General features: G+C 49.2%; 11 protein-coding genes. 2 read left to right on the plus strand and 9 right to left on the minus strand.

Features of this window, described 5'->3' with window-relative positions:
- Positions 1–68 precede the first annotated feature (68 nt).
- From recJ to nhaC, 5 genes are all read right to left on the minus strand, one after another.
- The gene (gene recJ / locus ACOCLE_RS06540) at positions 69–1,805 is read right to left on the minus strand and encodes a single-stranded-DNA-specific exonuclease RecJ (protein WP_419536021.1); all 1,737 of its coding nucleotides are present in this window, start codon (positions 1,803–1,805) and stop codon (positions 69–71) included.
- A gap of 110 nt (positions 1,806–1,915) precedes the next feature.
- Complete coding sequence (gene thrC, locus ACOCLE_RS06545; RefSeq protein ID WP_419536022.1) at positions 1,916–3,304, minus strand: threonine synthase; 1,389 nt, start codon at positions 3,302–3,304, stop codon at positions 1,916–1,918.
- Positions 3,305–3,394: 90 nt separating this feature from the next.
- Complete coding sequence (locus ACOCLE_RS06550) at positions 3,395–4,699, minus strand: homoserine dehydrogenase (RefSeq protein WP_419536023.1); 1,305 nt, start codon at positions 4,697–4,699, stop codon at positions 3,395–3,397.
- Positions 4,700–4,864: 165 nt separating this feature from the next.
- On the minus strand, positions 4,865–5,878 hold the full coding sequence (gene ansA / locus ACOCLE_RS06555; RefSeq protein WP_419536024.1) for an asparaginase: 1,014 nt from the start codon (positions 5,876–5,878) through the stop codon (positions 4,865–4,867).
- 196 nt (positions 5,879–6,074) lie between these two features.
- Entirely contained in the window at positions 6,075–7,505 is a 1,431-nt protein-coding gene (gene nhaC / locus ACOCLE_RS06560; RefSeq protein ID WP_419536025.1) for a Na+/H+ antiporter NhaC, read from the minus strand.
- A 239-nt stretch (positions 7,506–7,744) separates the two neighbouring features.
- On the opposite strand from nhaC, the gene ACOCLE_RS06565 reads away from it, so the two are divergent.
- On the plus strand, positions 7,745–8,788 hold the full coding sequence (locus ACOCLE_RS06565; protein ID WP_419533005.1) for a transposase: 1,044 nt from the start codon (positions 7,745–7,747) through the stop codon (positions 8,786–8,788).
- Positions 8,789–8,935: 147 nt separating this feature from the next.
- Positions 8,936–10,168 carry a cation:dicarboxylate symporter family transporter gene (locus ACOCLE_RS06570; protein ID WP_419536026.1) on the plus strand — a complete coding sequence of 411 codons (1,233 nt, stop codon included), beginning with the start codon at positions 8,936–8,938 and terminating at the stop codon, positions 10,166–10,168.
- Positions 10,169–10,269: 101 nt separating this feature from the next.
- Here ACOCLE_RS06570 and recD read toward each other — a convergent pair whose 3' ends face one another.
- The 4 genes from recD to ACOCLE_RS06590 form a co-directional block, all read right to left on the minus strand.
- A complete protein-coding gene (gene recD, locus ACOCLE_RS06575) occupies positions 10,270–12,288 on the minus strand; it encodes an exodeoxyribonuclease V subunit alpha (RefSeq protein WP_419536027.1) in 2,019 nt (672 codons plus the stop codon).
- Positions 12,282–15,983 carry an exodeoxyribonuclease V subunit beta gene (recB, locus tag ACOCLE_RS06580; protein WP_419536028.1) on the minus strand — a complete coding sequence of 1,234 codons (3,702 nt, stop codon included), beginning with the start codon at positions 15,981–15,983 and terminating at the stop codon, positions 12,282–12,284. The genes recD and recB overlap by 7 nt, the downstream gene beginning before the upstream one ends.
- Entirely contained in the window at positions 15,980–19,312 is a 3,333-nt protein-coding gene (gene recC, locus ACOCLE_RS06585) for an exodeoxyribonuclease V subunit gamma (protein ID WP_419536029.1), read from the minus strand. The genes recB and recC overlap by 4 nt, the downstream gene beginning before the upstream one ends.
- 79 nt (positions 19,313–19,391) lie before the next feature.
- On the minus strand, positions 19,392–19,679 hold the full coding sequence (locus tag ACOCLE_RS06590; RefSeq protein ID WP_419536030.1) for a hypothetical protein: 288 nt from the start codon (positions 19,677–19,679) through the stop codon (positions 19,392–19,394).
- Positions 19,680–19,957 lie beyond the last annotated feature (278 nt).

Here is a 19,957-nt window from a genome sequence, read left to right on the forward strand (position 1 = left end):
CTAGTAATAGAACCTGATAGATCAGTCTGGTCTAATAGTCGGGTCTTGTCAGCTTAAGATCACTTAATTCACATTGGTTCAAAGTGCTCAACCATCAGTTGCAGATTATGCTGGCCACGAAACTCATTGATATCCAGCTTATATACCGCTTTGATTTGCCGCACATTGGGATTTGGCCACACTCTATTGTCGATATTAAAGGCAATAGCATCTAGCCAGAGTTCACTGCCCGGTATTTTGAGTACCATTTTCAGGTGTTTCTCTCCAACCAGTTTTTGCTGAACAATCTGGAATTTTCCATCAAAGCTGGGTTCAGGGAAATTTTGCCCCCAGGGGCCACCCTCTCTGAGGTTATATGCAGTGACCATGGTCATCTGGTCAGGCATCAGCTCACCGTCAGTATGTATTTCTGCCTGAAGATCATCAGCTGTTAACTGCTTTCTCACCTCAACGTCAAAGGCCTCTTGAAATGCACTAAAATTTGATTTTTTTATAGAAAGGCCGGCAGCCATTGCATGACCACCAAATTTAATAATCAGGTCAGGATTTTCACGGGCGATACTGTCTAAGGCATCGCGCATATGCAGTCCTTGAATAGACCTGGCGGAACCCTTGAGTTCAGGCTCTCCCACCGGGTTATCGGCTTCAGCAAACGCGATAACTGGACGATTTAGTCTCTCTTTTACTCGGGAAGCCAGAATTCCAACCACACCCTGATGCCAGTTTTCCTGAAACAGGCTGACTCCCCATGGTAGCTCTGTTTGCTTATCAAACTGGATTTTCTCCAGCTCTGCCATAGCCTGGCTTTGCATATTACCCTCAATGGCTTTCCGGTCGCGGTTTAGCCCATCCAGTTCAAAAGCCAGCTCGCGGGCGCGGTTCATATCATCGCAAAGGAGCAGTTCGATACCAATAGACATATCATCGAGGCGACCAGCAGCATTAAGTCTGGGGCCAAGAGCAAAGCCAAGGTCTGAAGCCACCAGCTTTTCAGCATTTCGACCCGATACATCAATCAGTGCTGTAATACCGGGGCGGCATCGTCCGGATCGTATGCGGGCAAGTCCCTGATACACCAGTATGCGATTATTGCTGTCCAGTTTGACCACGTCAGCCACGGTGCCCAGTGCCACAAGGTCGAGCAGTTCAGCCAGATTGGGTTCTGTTTTATTCGTAAAATACCCCCTTGATCGTAATAAGGTTCTCAAGGCGCACATCAGATAGAAAATCACACCCACACCGGCAGTATTTTTTCCAGGAAAAGAACATTCTGGCTGGTTAGGGTTAACAATCGCATCAGCTTCTGGTAACTCCCGACCTGCCAGATGATGATCAGTAACCACGACTTTCATACCTTTGCTTTTTGCCGCCTGAACACCCGTTATACTGGAAATGCCATTATCAACAGTGATTAGTACATCTGGTTGAAAAGGAAGCGCCGCTTCAACAATTTCAGGGGTCAGACCATAGCCATACTCAAAGCGATTGGGTACCAGGAACTCAGCATGGCCGCCCATACTTCTTAAAGCTAAAACACCCAGAGCACTGCTGGTGGCACCGTCGCAATCAAAGTCTCCAACGATTAACATGCGTTGTTTCTGGATAATGGCATCAGCCAGTATTTCAGCGGCTTCATCGATATCTTTAAGCTGTCTATAGTCGTTTAGCTGTTGGAGTTGTCTTGGAAGATCACTCGCTGATGTTATGCCTCTTGCGCTATAAATTCGTGCCAGTAGCGGGTCTGTATCGGGTGTGAAATGGCAGGCAGAAAGGTCATATGAGCGGTGGATTATGTTTACTGGCATAGGAATGAAAACAGCTGGCAGCAGAAAGAGAGACGTTCAGATTAACACAGCGCGATGCAAAGTGAAGTGTAGCCATCACCCTGCCTTAAACAGGATGATGGCTAACTGTCTCAGTTATTCTGAATGAACGTCTTGAGTGCGGCGAGATCGTTTTCAAGAATCTCGTAGCGCTCTTCCCGATCAAGCAGATCTGACATGTGGGCTGGCAGCGCTGGAGCATCCAGCCCCGCTTTGATCACCGCATCAGGGAACTTGACTGGATGTGCGGTTGCCAGTGTAATCACTGGAGTTTTTCTGGCCAGCTCAATTTCTTCAGTTGCCCGGATACCGGTTGCTGTATGGGGGTCTGCCAGATAACCGGTATTATCATAAAGAGCACTGATGGTGTCGCAGACCTGCTGGTCATCAGATCGGCTGCTGTCAAACAGTTCCTTGATGGCCTGCCATGCCCGATCATCAACGCGGATATTCCCTGTTTTCTGGAAAACGGACATTAACTCTGTCATGGCATTGCCATTACGGTTATGCATATCAAAGAGCAACCGCTCAAAGTTACTGGAAACCATGATGTCCATGCTGGGCGACAGTGTCTGGTGCAGTTCTTCCTTGCGGTAGTCATTGCTCTGGAAGAAACGGTGGAGAATGTCATTGTTGTTGGTGGCAACAATAAGCTTTTCTACCGGTAGGCCCATTCCCCGGGCGATATAGCCTGCGAAAATATCACCAAAATTTCCAGTAGGCACTGAAAAGCTGACAGGTTGATCGGGAGCACCAAGGGCCAGAGCGGCATGGAAGTAGTACACGATCTGAGCCATGATTCTGGCCCAGTTAATGGAGTTAACAGCAACAAGGCGGGTGTTTTCTGGCAGGAACGACTGGTCGGAAAAACACCTTTTCACCATATCCTGACAGTCATCAAAGTTGCCTTGTATGGCGATGTTGTGAACATTACTGTCCAGAACCGTCGTCATCTGGCGACGCTGAACCTCTGATACACGTTGATAGGGGTGAAGAATGAATATTTCCAGGTGTTCGCTATGACGACAGCCTTCTATGGCTGCTGAACCTGTATCACCGGAAGTTGCACCCAGTACAATCGCTTTTTCATTGCGCTCAGTCAGGGTGTGATCCAGAAGGCGACCGAGAAGCTGCAGTGCAAAGTCCTTGAAGGCCAGTGTTGGGCCATGGAAAAGCTCCATGACCCACTGGTTGGCACCGAGTTGTTGCAGAGGTGCAACAGCCTGATGGCTGAACTCGGCATAACTGTCATCAATCATCTGCCTGAGTTTGTCGTCTTCAATGGTACCACCGACAAACGGTTGAATGACTTCAAAGGCCAGCTGATTGTAGGGGAGCCCCTTAAGGGCACGAATTTTCTCAGCGCTGAACTGTGGCAGGGTTTCAGGTACGTATAGACCGCCGTCATCCGCCAGCCCAGCCAGCAGAACATCCTGAAAGTCTTTGGTTTGTCCCTGTCCTCGGGTACTGATGTATTTCACTGGGAATTCCGTATATCTGTTTATTACTGTGCCAGATTCCTCTGACAGCACCGCTTACCCATAAAAAGGTAAGCGAGCGGGTGAATAGCTTCAGGCCATGGTTTCAACACGAATTCGGGTAATGGGATATTTAATATCCTCCAACGCTTCGAGTTCGGAGATGGCCTTGTCCATGGTACCTTCGAGAATACGGTGTGTGAGAATAACAATATCTGCACATCCATCATCTTCACGAGTGACTTTCTGGGTAATGGCATCGATATTAATGCCGTGGCTACTCAATACCTGGGTAACAGCATTCATGACACCCGGGTGATCGTCGGCATGGATACGAAGATAGAAACTGCATTCAGTCTCAGTAATTGGTAATACTGACAGGGAGTCGCTCAGGCTTTCTGCGGAGAAGCCCAGTGCATTAACGGCGGCATCTGGGGTATCAAGAGTTCTGGCAATATCGATGATATCGGCGATGACAGAAGATGCCGTGGGTTCAGCGCCAGCCCCTGGACCGCTGTACATGGTCTGGCCTACGGCATCACCCTGAACCACAACAGAGTTCATAACGCCATTAATGTTGGCCAGTGGGCGGTCGGATGGAATCAGTGTCGGGTGTACTCTCAGCTCAATTCCACTGGTTGTCTTGCGGGCAACCCCGAGGTGTTTGATTCTAAAGCCAAGAGAGGCAGCATATTGGATGTCGCTTGGGGTAATTTTGCTGATTCCTTCGGTATAGGCTTTATTGAACTGAAGAGGAATACCAAAGGCGATAGAAGCCATGATGGTCAGTTTATGGCAGGCATCAATGCCTTCTACATCAAATGTTGGGTCTGCTTCTGCGTAACCCAGTGCCTGTGCTTCTTTCAGAACATCGTCAAAAGGACGATTGTGGTCGCCCATTTCGGTCAGGATGTAGTTACCAGTTCCATTAATAATGCCCGCCAGCCAGCTGATACTGTTCGCCGACAAGCCTTCCCTCAGACACTTAATGATGGGAATACCACCAGCAACCGCGGCCTCATAGGCGACAATGACGTTTTTTTCGCGGGCAGCCTCGAAAATTTCATTCCCATGCTCGGCAATCAGAGCCTTGTTGGCGGTGACAACATGTTTTCCCTGCTCGATTGCTGTCAGAATCAACTCTTTGGCAACGTCATAGCCACCAATGGTTTCTACAAGAATATCAATGTCAGGGTTGTGAGCGACTTCAAAAATATCCCGGGTAACGCTGATGTTCCCGGTGTCGCAGTCAGGGTTATCACGGCGGGCGCCAACCTGCTCAATAATTACAGGTCGACCGGCCCGGGCAGCAATACTGCTGGCGTTACGTTGAAGGACATTGAAAGTGCCGCCACCGACAGTGCCAAGTCCACAGATACCTACTTTGACCGGTTTCAAACTGTTACCCCACATTCATTGTTATGATCATTCCCGGTATTACCGATGGGAACGGATTATAGCCTTAAACAGGGTTTTGATGCGATAGAAGGGGAAGCTGGTAGCTCAAAACGTGGGAGGAGATAAGGGTGGTCTGGGCACCCTTATCATTAGAAGGAGGCTCTATCAGATAGAGACTTCACCAGCCAGATTGACACTGAGCATGGCTTTGACTTCTTCGGTACTGAGACCCAGAGAATAAAGGTGATGAAGTTTGCAGAACATGGCTTCGGTTGTCGTATCCAGGCCTCCCACAATACCCGCTTTGGCAAGCGCTGAGCCTGCTGCATAACTGCCCTGGTGCACTGTACCCCGATGGCACTGGGTCAGGTTTACAATCAGTTTGCCCGCTGCGGTTGCCTTAGCGAAGGTATCCAGTAGGGCATGGTCAGCATCTGGGCCATTTCCCGTACCGTAAGTACGCAGAATAAAGGCGTCCATTGGCTGGTTCAGAGCAGACTCCATCCACTGGGCATTAATACCGGGGAACAGCTGCAGAATGCCAACATGAGTTTCTGAATCGCATTCCAGCTGAAATTTTTCTTTCCCCTTCGGTTGCCACAGGAGCGTTTCATTGAGCTCTACATGGATGTCTGCGCGGCCAAGCCACGGATAATTCGGACTGTCAAAGGCATCAAACAGATAGGCGTTCAGTTTACGTGAACGGTTGCCTCTCAATAAACGGCCATTGAAATACAGACAAACTTCTTTGATTCGATCATCGGCGGCCATGGTCAAAGCGCCAACCAGGTTTTCCAGACCATCGGTACGGGCTTCACACAGAGGAATCTGAGAGCCGGTGAAGATGACCGGTTTCTGAAGGTTCTGCAGCATAAAAGAGATCATACTGCAGGAATAAGCCATGGTATCCGTACCGTGAAGAACCACGAAACCGTCGAACTGTTCATAGCGGCTGGCAATATCAGAGGCGATCTGTTTCCAGTTATCCGGGCGGATATTACTGGAGTCAATCAGTTGAGGGTACTCATAGAGCTCGAACTCTGGCAGGCTGGCCATTACATCGGGTGGAAGCTTCTCTTCCAGAAGTCCCATCAGATTATCGCCGGGTACATAACCAGACTCTGAAGGGCGCATGCCAATGGTTCCACCGGTGTAAGCAACGTAGATTTTCTTGCTCATGACTTTTCCTAATGCTTTTTATCTCAAGAAACAGCCTGCTTCCTGATGTAAGCGGCGATTGTCATTGGGTAATGGACTTTTATCAAGTCTATCACTTCAATGCATCGCTTGGTTGATCTGAGGCAGAGGCTGAAAAAAACGCCGCCCTGTTTATGACAACCCGGGCGGCGCTGAGAATGAATGATTAAGTGATTGGTCAGGCAGTAGCCATCTGGCCGTGAACTGCGTGATCTTCTGCTTTTTTCACGTACTTGCCATCGACTGGACGGAATTTACCCATGTAGGCAAAGGCAACAACCAGACCGATACTGATGAAGCTCATCCACATGTAAGGAACGTATGCGAAAGTAGATACACCAAGCAGGCCAGCCATGAAGATACCGTTGTCAGACCATGGCACCATACCGGAGGTTAGAGTACCGCCGAACTCAGAGCTGCGAGATAGCATGCGACGGTCAACACCCATGCGGTCGTAATTACCGGACATGATCTTAGGAGTCAGGATCAGCGATACGTACATGGCAGAACCGAATACGTTAGCCAGGAAGGCAGTCACAACGGTGTATGCAGTCAGGTTACCTTCGTTGGTGATGCGGTTTTCAAAAGTGCGTGCGATGGTTTCCAGGATACCAACTTTATCCAGCAGGCCACCGAAGCCCAGGCCGAAGATGATAACTGCAACAGAGCCCAGCATGTTAACCATACCGCCCCTATTCAGAATGTTGTCCAGGAAGGCATTACCGGAATCGACTGTCAAAGGAGCCCACAGCGCATTCATCGCTTCAATTGGCGTACGGTCCTGGAACAGAACAGCCCAGATCATACCCAGGCCGGCACCCAGCATGATGACAGGGTAGGATGGAAATTTCTTGGCCAGCAGGAACAGGACGATAACCACTGGGACAAACGCCATGATGGAGATGCTGAAGTTCTCATCCATCAGGTTCATGACTTCCTGAACCTGGGCCATATCCGCACTGCCGCCGAACTGGAAGCCGTATACAGTGAAAGCGATGGCGGTTAGAACATAAGCTGTCAAACTGATTGGCAGCATGCCCTTGATGTGGTCAACAATCTCAACTTCGGACATAGAGGAAGCAAGGATAACGCTGTCAGACAGGGGAGAAAGTTTATCACCGAAGTAAACACCGGACAGGATGGCACCGGCAGTAACAGGAGCAGGAACACCCAGACCCTGACCAATACCCATCATGGCAATACCGGCAGTACCGGCAGCACCCCATGAGGTACCGGTTGCCAGGGCTGTCATGGAACAGATCACCATGGTGGCCAGCAGGAAGATGGATGGATGGATGGTCTTCAGGCCGTAGTAAATGATGGAAGGAACAATACCTCCAGCAATCCAGGTACCGACCAGTGCGCCTACTGCAATCAGAATCAGGATCGCACCGGTGCCTTTGAAGATACCTTCAGCGGCAGCCGCTTCAAGATCCTTGTAGTTGTGGCCCAGTTTGACACCCAGTCCCATGGCAAGGAACCAGCCTATGCAGAGTGCTAATTGAATAGGAAGGTTCAGTTTGGCGGTAAACGCAAAAGCGAGAACCAGAAAGGTACCTAATACCAGGGACACTTGTCCCATAGAAGGTAACTTGATCTTCTGCTCCATGAATGAACTCCGAGGGTTTATTAATTTAATCAATGCGTTATCTAGCTATTAGCTTCCTTAGCTATAGGCATCGTGCGGGCATATCCTAACGATTTGGCGGGTATGTTTTTTGATCTATGTCAGAAAATGACAGCGATTCCTTACGTTCTCTTTAGAAAAGCTTTAGAAAAGTGTAGGACTTTCGCATTGACAGGCAGCTGTAAAAATTGCTAGATCAGCAAAAAATAGCGGATGTCGTCGTGCGTAGAAAGATAACAAGACCTACAACAGCTGGGTGTGATTTGCCGAAATATACAGGGTTTCTATTGTGTGAGCCGAAATCAGCAACCTGTACTCGCCTTAGTGAGATCGGAGATATGTCACACCACAGCGTTAACCGTTTTCTACAACGTGAAGACTTTGCTCCCAATGACCTTTTCATGGAAGTAGCCGCAAGGCTGATTCTTGATGGGGGCACGCTATCGGTTGATGATACGGTGCTGGATAAGCCGTACAGTAACTACACGGCATTCATCGGCTATCATTACTCGGGCAAGCATCATAAAGCCGTCAAGGGCATTAATCTCATAACGCTCTATTACACCGATATCAAAGGCTATAGCCTTCCTGTCAATTTCCGTATCTATGACTCTGCGGACGGAAAGTCCAAAAATGATTATTTTCTCGAGATGCTGAAAGAAGTACTTGTATGGGGCTTACGACCTGCATTTGTTACGGGGGATTCCTGGTATAGCAGTGCCGCAAACCTGAAGACTGTGAAAAACAACGGTCTGGGTTTTATGTTTGCCGTTAAAAGCAACCGTACTGTTTCTATCCAAAAGGGTGACTACCAACAAGTGCAGAGCCTGGAGATTCCTGAAGAGGGAATAACCGTTTGGCTACGTAATTTTGGTTCTGTGCGTTTGTACCGGACGCGGCTAAAAAACGAGCTGCGCCATTACGTCGTCTACACACCCCATGCTGGATCAGAGGTATCACCACAGGTAGGCTTTAATGAACTTCACCTGCACCATTGGGCGATCGAAGAGTATCACCGGGCGCTGAAACAACTCTGCAGTATTGAGCGCTTTCAGGTGAGAGGAAAGCAGCAGGTCAGGAACCATATTTTTGCCTCTATCTTTGGGTATGCCTGCCTTCAGGCCAAGAAAGTATCTGAATCTCTCAGTAGCATCTATCGCGTTAAGAATGATGCGCTCAAGGATGCTATTTGGGACTTCATTAAGAGCTTCTCTGATGGTAAAGACTGGCTGAGACCATCTTTTATCAGAGCTGTCAATGCGTAAGTTCTAAAGTGAAAAACAGTGCGCTGGGACAACTTTTGTTCGAATTTGTAAAATTTCAGGGTGAGAGGACTGTCACATTTTGACGATACAGAAAAAAAGTCTATGTTTTCATCACAGTCAGTCTGATAACTATGGAAGGGGAGAGTCGTGAAGATTGTTGAGCATCTTGCCAAAGTAAAACTGCCGGCCATGCTTCTGGTGGTTCTTTTTATCCCTTTTCTTACAGACTCCTGGGTGAGTTATGATGTTAAATCGTTTTTTTTCTCTCTGAGCCTTACCATTAAGTCGCTGTTGGTTTTTGTTCTTCCATTCATTGTTTTCAGCTTTGTGGTCTCCTGTCTCGCCAGAATGGGAAAGAGCGCTCTGCTGTTTACCCTTTTGCTTATCGTGATGGTGTTCGCTTCCAATATCACGGCCATTTTTACCGGGTATACAATTGGCAGTGTCATGGTGCCGCTGATATCAATGCCTATCACCCTTGATGCGATGGAGGGCAGTGGCCTGGCGACCATGTGGGTATTTGAATTGCCTCCTCTTTTCACCAATATGAATGCCTTAATTGTGGGGTTCATTGCAGGAATGCTGGTGAATCTGCTGGATATTCAACCGTTAAGAGAGCTTTTCTTTCGTGCAAGTGATGTTTCCAGCTGGTTTCTGAAACATATTTTTATCCCAATACTTCCTTTCTTTATCCTTGGATTTGCTTTCAAACTCCATGCTGATGGTATTTTGAGCCAGGCAATCTCTGCCTATGGTCCGATTTTGCTGCTGGTTATTGTTTCACAGCTGACGTACCTCTTTATCTATTTTTTTGTCGCAGCCAAGTGCTCATTTCGGGATTTTATAACGTATGTGGGGAATGTATTTCCTGCATGGCTGACTGGGTTAAGTACGGTCTCCAGCGCAGCAAGCATGCCGGTTTTGATTGATAGTACTGAAAAGAATATTGGTAGCCAGATCATGGCAAGAACCATTGTTCCAGCCACAATCAATATTCATACCATTGGCAGCGCGATTGGTTTGACCATTCTGGCACTGGTGACGCTGAATACCTTCAATATGCCAATTCCTGACCTTCAGAGTTTTGCCATCTTTGGTTTTTACTATGCCCTGGCCAAATTTTCGGTAGCGGCTGTGCCAGGAGGCGTCATTCTTGTGGTAGGCCCCATATTGCAGAGTCTGATGGGGTTTTCAGATGAGATGCTGGGGCTGATCACGGCCGTTTATATGATTTTTGACCCCTTTGGTACCGCCATGAATGTCAGTGGTAATGGTGCTTTCGCGATTGTATTCTCAAGGTTATGCCAGTGCCTTGGGCTTAATGGCGACGATGATGGCAGTGAAGATAAAAACCATGAGCCTGAAAGTAGCGTGGCTTGACGGGTTTAGAGCCCAAGAAACCACAAAGGGCACTCAGAAAAGCTTGTCTTTTCCTTTGTGCATTTTGTGATCTCTGTGTTTTACTGATTATGTCTTGGTTATTATTGAACCAGCCGCTGATAAAGGCCGGATTGTCTCTTGGTTGGAGACTTTGCTGCTTTGATCAAGATACCCATTTCGGCAAAGAGCGTAAGTTTTGACTTGGCTCGGGTAATACCCGTGTATACCAGCTCACGGGTGATGATGGGGCTGTCTTTATCCGGTAAGACCATCACAATATCCGCAAACTCAGAACCCTGACTTTTGTGAATGGTCATCGCAAAAACGGTTTCATGTTCAGGAAGCCGACTGGGAAGAAACTGCCTGACTTGTTTATCGGGCAACTGAAAAGCAATCCTGAGTCGACCATCAGAGCCTCTGATGGTAATCCCAATATCACCATTGTAGAGGCCAAGCCCGTGGTCATTACGGGTGATCAGGATGGGGCGCCCTTCGTACCATTGCCCAGTCACTTCAATGAGACCTTTTTGTTGAAGGGCTTTTTGTATTTCTTCGTTCAGGCCTGAAATACCATATGGGCCTTCTCTCAGAGCACATAACACCTGAAACTGGTTAAAGGCATCGAGAATAAGGTGAGTTTCAGCCTTCTGTTTAATCAGTTCCAAGTAGTGATGGTAGGATTCAACAGATTGTTGTATCAATTGCTGATAACCGGAGTCTCTGGCGATGGAAAAGAGCTCAATATCGTCAAAGCCTGATGCGAATACCGATTTCAGAGTTCGATGATCGTTGTTGTTGATGGCTTTTGCCAGACTGCCTATACCCGAATGAGCGTCAAAGCGGTAGCTTTTGCGAAGCAGGCAAAGGCTGTCTGAAACTGAGTTGGGTGCATAAGTCTGTTCAGGCTTCCTTGTAAGAAGATCATGTTTATGAAGCTCATGTCCCGTTAACACTTCCAGAAGATTGCGCTGTTCGTCTGAGTAGCCAAAGCTGGCTGCTGCACAGATATCACCGAGGACGCTGCCAGCTTCCACCGACGATAACTGGTCACGGTCACCTAACAGAATTAACCGGGCATGATCTGGCAGTGCTTCCAGTAAACGGCTCATCAGTGGCAGATCGATCATGGATGCTTCATCCACTACCAGAATATCCAGATGCAACAGGTTGTTTTTATTATGAACAAATCCTGCTTTCCCGGGAATGACACCCAGTAAGCGATGCAGGGTACCAGCCTGGGCAGGGATCCTCTCTCTTACCCTTTCACTGCAGTTGATTTTTGCCAGGGCTCCCCCAATGGATTCTGTTAAGCGGGCTGCAGCCTTGCCGGTGGGGGCAACCAGTTTAATATCCGGAGGTGAATGGCGTTTTAGGCCGAGCTCTGTGAGAAGAGCAAGAAGCCGAGTGACGGTTGTGGTTTTGCCGGTTCCCGGACCGCCACTGATGACTGAAAATGAGCGGCTGGCCGCCAATGCCGCTGCAATTTTCTGCCAGTTCAGGCACGCCGACTCTGGAATAAGAGAATCCAGGGTATCGGTATCGGCCCCCTGGTTAACTGCATCCAGAATAGCTTTCCAATCCAGCCCATCAATTGACTCAATATCCAGCCATTTAATGAGTTCAGCTTTCTGACTGGCTTCGGACTTACCATTGCACTGTTGAGCCAGGTAGTGGTAATCCCTGGTAAAAAGCCTCTGCAATATTGAGCGGGCTTCATCCGTATCCAATGCCTCTGTGCTTCTGCTCTTGAGAAAGCTGGCGACATTGCGTTCGTATTGCCAGTATCGGTAGAGATAAAGGCGGTCACTATCGATAACCAGGGGAGTTGGCCTATTGCCTTCACCCACAATTTGAGTGCTTTTAAGGTTGGTCAACCACTGCTCTTTAGGAATGGCAATGGAATCCATCAGTTGGGAGCTTTCTTTCTCATCCAGTCCAAAAAGGGTGAAGTCTGATGACAGAGACATGCATACATTACCCTGTCCCAGTTCAAAGCTGACATTGGCGGCCGCCAGAGTCAGTAAGGGGTCTGGGTTCATGGAGTGAATCAGTTTGGCGAATTGATAATCCAGGGCACGAAGAACTCCCTGCTGTTCCAGAGTCTGCAGCTGATTTAACATGTTATCAGCTCCTCTACTTCACTACTAACGTCTTCACCCCTGAAAAGCTGGTCCAGGCCGTTGATGAGCTCGAAAGAGGGCTTATGGCTAAATATCCCATGTTGCTCAGGATCGTTCATCTGAACCCCGCGTAGAAAAAGGTAGATGGCACCACCAAAATGCTTGTCATAGTCGTAATCTGGTACACGTTGCCTGAGCAGTCGGTGTAGTGCCAGAGAATACAGCTGATATTGCAGGTCGTATCGATGCTCTACCATGACGTTTTCCATGGCGTTCCTGGAGTAATCACTGATGGTATTTCCCAGCCAGTTTGATTTGTAATCGAGTACATACCAGCGTCCCTGGTATTCAAAGGTCAGGTCAATAAATCCTTTCAACATGCCTTTCATGTGGTGGAACTGCAGCTCTCCGGCCCTGGCGCTGAGAGGGTCATGTCGAGCAATCAGTTGGTTTAGGCTCTGCGGGTTCAGCTGTTCAATAGGCAGGTAAAATTCCATCTCAACTCGTCGCGCTGAATCCTGAAGGTTCATTAGACGAAGGTTTTCCCCATCCAGCGGCGTGTTGAGGCAATTTAACAGCATACTTTTGGTGGCCGGCAGCCACTCTTCTCCATATCCGGCCCGGGCATGACGATCAACAAGAAAACTGTCGAGATAGGAGTCACTATCAGCAGAACGCAGTGTGTTCATCTCCAGCTCTTCAAACAGGCTGTGCATGAACGTTCCCGGTTGAGCCCCTTTTGGAAAGTTGAACAGACTTAAAGGGTCGATGGGGACTTCAGCCTGCTGGTTATCCTGGGCAGTATGCTGTTCATTGATGGCATCAGTATCAAAGCCTGGCGATTCATTGCTGGCATCTGCCGGTGATCCCGAGCTGTGCCGTGAAAGGGCTGAATAGCTGGTGGTCCACCAGTTTTTTTCAATATTTCCTTCGAAATTCCGGGCACTTAACGACTGTTCTTGTGAAGCCACTGGAGTGAAGGGAGGCAAAGTGGCTGCTGGTGGTTCAGAAATCACAATCTGTTGCTGATCACAGCATTCAGCCATTTGCTCCAGCAACACGTTAAGGTCCTGACTGACAATGTCCGACCCCTGGTTGAGCAGGTAGCCAATCGCGGTCTGGTGCAGGTCCGTTTTACCATCTTTACTGGCTCTTCCCGATTTGTAGGGCGCCATGCCCAGGTAGCAGCAGTAGACTGAGCGGGTCAGGGCCACATAGAGCAGGCGCAGGTCTTCAGCCAGACGCTCTTTTTCGGAAAGGGCCAAGGCTTCCTCGGATGGCGTTAATGCCAGCCAGGTTTCACTGGTTTGCGGGTCATGGTACAGGGGGGAGTCGGCTTTACGCAGATGACATGGAAAGGGGATAAAGACCACTTTGTATTCCAGTCCCTTGGACTTGTGAATGGTAATGATCTTGACCAGATTTCGCTCGCTCTCCAGATGCAGTTGTTGATCATCGGCATTGTGGTTAGGTCTGATGATCTGTTCGGAAAACCAGCGGGCCAGAGCGGATGCTCCCTGTTGTTCAAGGCTGGCCGCAGCCAGTAACTCGCCCAGATGCAGCAGGTCAGTCAGTCGGCGTTCCCCATCCTGAAATGAGAGCAGTCGTTCGGCAATCTTCCGGTGGAAGATGAGCTGCCGCAGCATGGGCAGGATGCCTTTGTTCTGCCAGAGCTCTCCATAGTGGGTGAACTCTTCTACTGCACTTTCCCAGGCTTGCTCATCAACATTGAGTGCGTCCAGCGACAGGGCGTCAAGATGAAAAAGCGAGGTTGCCAGGGCGGCTTTTAACACTCGCTCGCTGGTGGGGTGCAGGCAGGCCTGCAGTACTTTCTCCAGGTCAGACGCCTCCTGTGATGTAAACACCGAGTCCTGGTTACTCAGGTAAATACTGGCGATGTTCTGTGCTGCCAGGGCTTCACGAATCTTTTGTCCATGTCGGCCACTGCGAACCAGAACGGCAATATCTCCGGGTTGTAAAGGTGTTTGCCGGTCTCCATTGTGAATATTGCAGTTACCCCGATCTGCGGCTGAGAGCAGGCGATTGATCTCGGTCGCGGTTGCCTGACTCATGGTATCCAGATAGTTCTCGGCATTGATGGTTGGTCCATCCATGGGCTGTTGCAGCCACAGGGTCATTGAGGGCAGTGCTTCACCCTCATGATAAAGACGTTTCTGTGATGCTCCCGGTGATGGGTGAACGGGATCAAAAGGTATGCTGTCGTTGTAAATAAAGGGTGTGGCCGACTGTTGAAATATCGTGTTAACCGCAGACACCATTGCATCACTTGAGCGCCAGTTGGTATCCAGCGTGTAATGACTGTGTACCTGTTGCCTGGCCTGCATGTAGGTGAAAATATCAGCACCACGGAAGGCATAGATGGCCTGCTTGGGATCACCGATCATAAACAGGCCAACGCCGGGGTCGCTGCCTTCCATATAGATCTTGTTGAAAATACGGTACTGAAGGGGGTCGGTATCCTGAAATTCATCAATCATCGCTATTCGATACTGGCTGCGTATAGCCTGGGCCAGCAGTTCACTATCACCGGCATTCTCTCCTGAATTGGTCCCAGCGAACAACGCGTGGGCCAGGTTGGTCAGCAGGTCGTCAAAGGAAAGCTGATAACGGCTGGCTTTCAATTGTGTCAGCTGGGATTTGATATGCTGCAGAGCATCCCGGGTGATCAAACCTTGAAGCGCTTCTTTAAGAGAGAGGGGCAAACTCAGGAATTCATCAATTTTTCGGAAAATGGGGTGTTCCGGCAACTTGCCAGTTTTTAACAGACTCTTCTGTAACACATCGGTGCCGTAGATCTCCCAGCTGTCTTTATCCAGGTTGGGTATCAGGTCGTCAGAGGCAAGAAAACGCGGCATTTCACCGAGGCGCTTGAGAGGTTTACGATCTTTTCGCAGGCCACAGTTAGTCAACTGGTCAGTGATGGTGTTCTGATCATTCTGCCAGAGTGACTTCAGTTCACTGGCTGGCGCCAAATAGATTCTTCTGAACGCTTCCATTGAGTCCGGAACCTGATCTCCGGCCAGTTTCAAGTCTGACAAAGGCAGCCAGCTGCGCAAATGACTCAGAAGGTCGTTGGGTGTTTTCCAGAGATTACGGATCAGTTTTACCAGCGGCTTTTCCAGAGGGTAGAAGTTACGGCGCCAGTAGTCTGCAGCACTCAGCTGTAACATAGGCTCTGTATCCGTAATCAGCTCACTGGAGAACAGTGTGCCACTTTCAAAGGCGTGCTGTTTCAGCATGCGCTGGCAGAAGCCGTGGATGGTGAAAATTGCAGCCTCATCCATCTGCTGTTCTGCGGCCAGCAACAGTGCCTGACACTGTTCTGGTTGATCCATATCCTGAATCAGCTGTTGAATGAATGGGTCACTGGATTTGCCTTCAATAAAGGCATCCCGGGTCTGATGAATTCTGGCTCGGATACGATCGCGTAACTCGCCGGTGGCTGCTTCGGTAAAGGTGACTACCAGTATCTGGTCAACGGTTAACGGGGTTTCATGCTGTGTCTTATCGCTGCCGTGCCCCAGCAGTATTCGAAGGTAGAGGTTCGCAATAGTATAGGTTTTGCCGGTGCCGGCGCTGGCCTCTATCAGGCGAACGCCATGCAGGGGAAGCGCATGAGGATCCAGTGTTTCCGGACAACGGCTGGTCTGGTCAGTGGCTGTTGTCTGGCTCATGGCTGCACCTCCTGAAGAGTGGCAAATGCAGGGGCCAGAATCTCTCTGGTGAGGCTGGTCATTTCAGTGAATACGGGTGTCAGCTCAGGATAGGCTCGCTGTATGTAGTCATCACTGCACTCACCCCGTAAATGGAAGTCATCACCGGCAAAGGCTTTCTCAGCGGCTTTCTCTGCTTTGTCTGGATTCTCATCCGGAGTGGCCTTTAGCCAGCTGTAGGCCGTTTCCGGGAACCAGGGAAGCGGCAGGTTCTGCCCCATATGGAAATAATGAACAAGCGTGGCCAGGTATTGTTCTGCTTCCTGCTTAGGAATAACCGGTAACAGGCGCTCTTTCTCTGGGTCATGAATACGGGTCACTTCTGGATTATCAGCCATACATTGACACAGGTGTTCAATCCAGCCCCTGATCAGGTCTTTACCTTTAAAACTGGCGGGTCGGTAGCGAAGCATACCAGGTGCTGAAAAGCCTTTCAGCCAGCCGGTTAGATGAACCGGGTTCTGGCAAAATTCAGGGGAGGGAATATGCACGTTGACCTCCCGATCTTCAGCACTGCTCTCCAGCTGAACACTTAATCGGTTAGCCATCGGGGTGAGGTCTTTTATCTGCTCATCCAGCAGGATTTGCCCGAAAGCGGAGTGTGGAAGCTCTCCGGTGGATTGAAGTCGCCTGGCAAGGTGCTCCGGATCTTCTCTGTTAATCAGGCTTTCAAGCAGTCCAGCTTTCAATTGGTAGTTCTCCAACGGACCCATGGCGAAGGTTTCGGTTTCCTCCAGAGCCTGGTCCTGAACGGAGAAATAGACTTTCAGACGGCGATTGAAAAAGTAGCGACATGGATTGTTGTAAAACCTCAACAGTTCAGCAAGCTCAACGTCATGGAAGTTAACCCCCTCTTCATTGGGCAGGCGAGCCTGAATGAACTGAGCTGGCTTTTCTTCATTGCGACTGGCTGCGGGTAACCACTCCTTGATGTAACTGTAATAAGGCAGTCCTGTCTGGTCGGATTCAGGATGATCCAGAAAATTTCTGTGACTGAACGGCTGTAGGGGGTGTTCGATAACCAGTTGATCTGAACTCAGGCCAAAGCCCTGTTCGCAGTAGTTGAGCAGTTCGGTTACCAGAACGGACGGTATTCTTTCACTGTTATCCTGTATCCGTCGTCCGACATAGCTGATGTAAAGGGTATCCTGTGCAGAGAGCAGAGCCTCAAGAAAAAGATAGCGGTCATCTACCCGGCGTGAGCGGTCGCCGCGCCTGCCGTGCCGGGCAATCAGGTCAAATCCTGCCGGGGCAATACTGCGGGGATAGGCGCCGTCATTCATACCCAGCAGGCAGACAATCTTGAACGGGATGGAGCGCATGGGCATCAATGTGCAGAAATTGACCTGACCTGCCAGGAATCGCTGACTGCTGCGCTCCTGAGTCAGACGCTCTGTCAGATAACTGATAAATACACTTCGTGATAAAGGTTGGTTATACCCCGCTTCCTGCAGTTGTTCATAGAGATGGGAAAGTGTCTCCCTGACCAGCCTGAGCGCTGATTCGTCCTCTTCCGACCGGGTAAGGAAAAATCGATCAAGCAGCTGGTGAGTGAACTGGATCCACTGTTCAATGGATCGGGTGTTATCCAACTCATTGAGCAATTGCTCAGCACTATCAATAAAACTGGCCAGATAGCCCGCCAATATTGCATTCATTCCCTGAACTGCATCCATAGGCAAAATATCACCATAGACTCCAGTATTTTCAGGCATGGCATAGCCCAGCAGCATCCTTCTGATTCCAAATAACCAGGAGTTGGCCTGTAACTCCGGCAGGTCAAACCGGGTTTGGTGGGTAGGGGTTAATCCCCAGCGTATACCTGACTCATGCGTCCATTGCCTCAGAATGTCCAGGTCACCGGTTGTCAGATTGAAACGATATTGAATGGCAGGTACTTCCAGCAGCTCCATGAGCTCTGGTGCAGAGCAACGGCTTTTGTCCAGCTCCAGAAGCTTTAGGAATGCAGAAAGAACAGGGTGCTCGCTTTTTGCGCTGACATCAGAAATGGCATAGGGAATACGGCGCTGGTCATCGATGCTGCCAAATACGGCCTGAATCCAGGGGGCATAGCTGTCGATATCCGGCAGCATGATCACAATATCTTTTGGGGTCAGCTCCGGGTTCTTCTCAAACATATTGAGTAGGTGGTCATAAAGGACTTCCACCTCTCTGAGTGGGCTGTGACAGCTGTGAAATTGCAGAGATTGGTCGTTTTGCATTTCCGTTTTCTGGCCTTGAGCTGTCCGATCGTGCAGTTCGAAAATGTCGTTTTGCAAATTCCCCAGCAGAGTATCTTTGTGGTCACTGACAAAGACATCGATATCAAAAGCATTCAAGCCATGGAGCTGATGAAAGTAGTCTCTGCCAAGCTTACCCATAGAGCCAAGCAATGGATTACCAATAGAATCGAGGTTGTCCAGAGAAAGCCCTTCTTTACTGAACCAGCCTTTATCATCCTGCTGGTGCTCATTGCCACTCGGTTTCTTTCGATCCAGTAATTTGCGGGCGGCCAGTTTTCGCAGGTATTTGGGGTCCCGTTCATCTCCCCAGTAGTGCTGACAGGGGTTGGCAACCATTAAATGGACATCGCACTGGCTGGACATGGCCTCAATGGATTCTACAAAGTGTGGTGGCAGGGCTGAAATACCAAAGACAAACAACCGTTGTGGCAGCTGTGAGCTTCTGTTCTGATCTGCCATTGCCTGAAGGAATCGATGGTGCATATTGGCCCTATGCCAGGGAGACTGGCCAAGTTCAGCCGTTCTTGCGACCAGGGCACGCCATAATTTTGGCTGCCAGGGTTGGTCTGAAGTAATTAGAGAGGTGTCATTCTCCTGTTCCCAGTCCAGAATCCAGTCAGGGCGGTAGACAAGGTATTGGTCAAAAATATCTGCAACTTTCCCAGATAGCTGAAATTTTCGAATGTCGTCATCATCGCTCGCTAGGTATTGAGATAATGACAGGAAGTCCGGATCGTGTTTCAGGGAGTCGAGGAGGCCCATCAGCTTCCAGGTCATGGACTCTTTATTAAAGGCGGAGCGGCGGGGAACGTCCGGGAGGACCTGGGTGTACATTTGCCAGAGAAAACTGGCAGGCAGAGGAAAATTGATACCGGCTGCAATACCCAGCCCTTTTGCCAGTTCCAGCCTGAGCCACTGAGCCATCCCCGGACTTTGAACCAGAACCTGTTCGTCTTCCAATGGATTGGCTGGTGGGTTTTGGCGAAAAAGCTCGACCAGAAGGTCCTTAAGAACATCCAGATGGTTAGAGTGGTATATGGTCAGCACAGGTTAACGTCATCAGTAATCTACAGGTAAGGCTACTGTCGGCGGTATCCATCATGCTGTCAACCAAATTGGCAGGGTGTCAGGCTTGCCCCCTGCGGGCGATATTGTTCAATAGCCCAGTTTTACTTTTGGAGCTCTTCTGTTGGGTTTTCTGGGGCATGCCGCTAAAAGCTGCGGTAATCTCTTGTTCAGCTTTTTGTAAGAGTGCGAGGTCGGGATTGGTCTTTTGCAGGAAACGTTGTCCGCAACCCTCACTGAGATGTAACTTCTTCTTTAGCATTTTCATTAAATCCATCAATGATTTAGCCTGAGCGATAGCTTTTTTGCTGGCGTCAAGCTGTTTAATGGATAATTGTTCGGTTTCCATGGTATTTACCTGATAGTTATTCTCCTAGTTATTCTAGCAAATAACCGAATTTACCCTCTCTTTAATAGGTGATTGTCTTGATTCAGGGTAAGATAGGCTCGCTTCCCGGTTCCCTGACTTACTTCGAACTACTATGCCCTTCGCCCAGAGCCGTTATTTCCGATCGATTTCCTGGACTTTGATATCCTTCCTGCTCTTTTATCTGATGTTGTCTATCAGTTCTGTTCTTTACGCAGCGGGCGGTAAAAAACCGATCAAAATTGCTTATTTCACAGATG

It is taken from the genome of Endozoicomonas sp., from assembly GCF_965196975.1.
Classification (GTDB): Bacteria; Pseudomonadota; Gammaproteobacteria; order Pseudomonadales; family Endozoicomonadaceae; genus Endozoicomonas.

Excerpts from the sequence above, each read along its gene's own strand:
- recJ (WP_419536021.1), bottom strand. The coding sequence starts at position 1,805 with ATGCCAGTAAACATAATCCACCGCTCATATGACCTTTCTGCCTGCCAT.
- ansA (WP_419536024.1), bottom strand. The coding sequence starts at position 5,878 with ATGAGCAAGAAAATCTACGTTGCTTACACCGGTGGAACCATTGGCATG.
- nhaC (WP_419536025.1), bottom strand. The coding sequence starts at position 7,505 with ATGGAGCAGAAGATCAAGTTACCTTCTATGGGACAAGTGTCCCTGGTA.
- recD (WP_419536027.1), bottom strand. The coding sequence starts at position 12,288 with ATGTTAAATCAGCTGCAGACTCTGGAACAGCAGGGAGTTCTTCGTGCC.
- recB (WP_419536028.1), bottom strand. The coding sequence starts at position 15,983 with ATGAGCCAGACAACAGCCACTGACCAGACCAGCCGTTGTCCGGAAACA.
- ACOCLE_RS06590 (WP_419536030.1), bottom strand. The coding sequence starts at position 19,679 with ATGGAAACCGAACAATTATCCATTAAACAGCTTGACGCCAGCAAAAAA.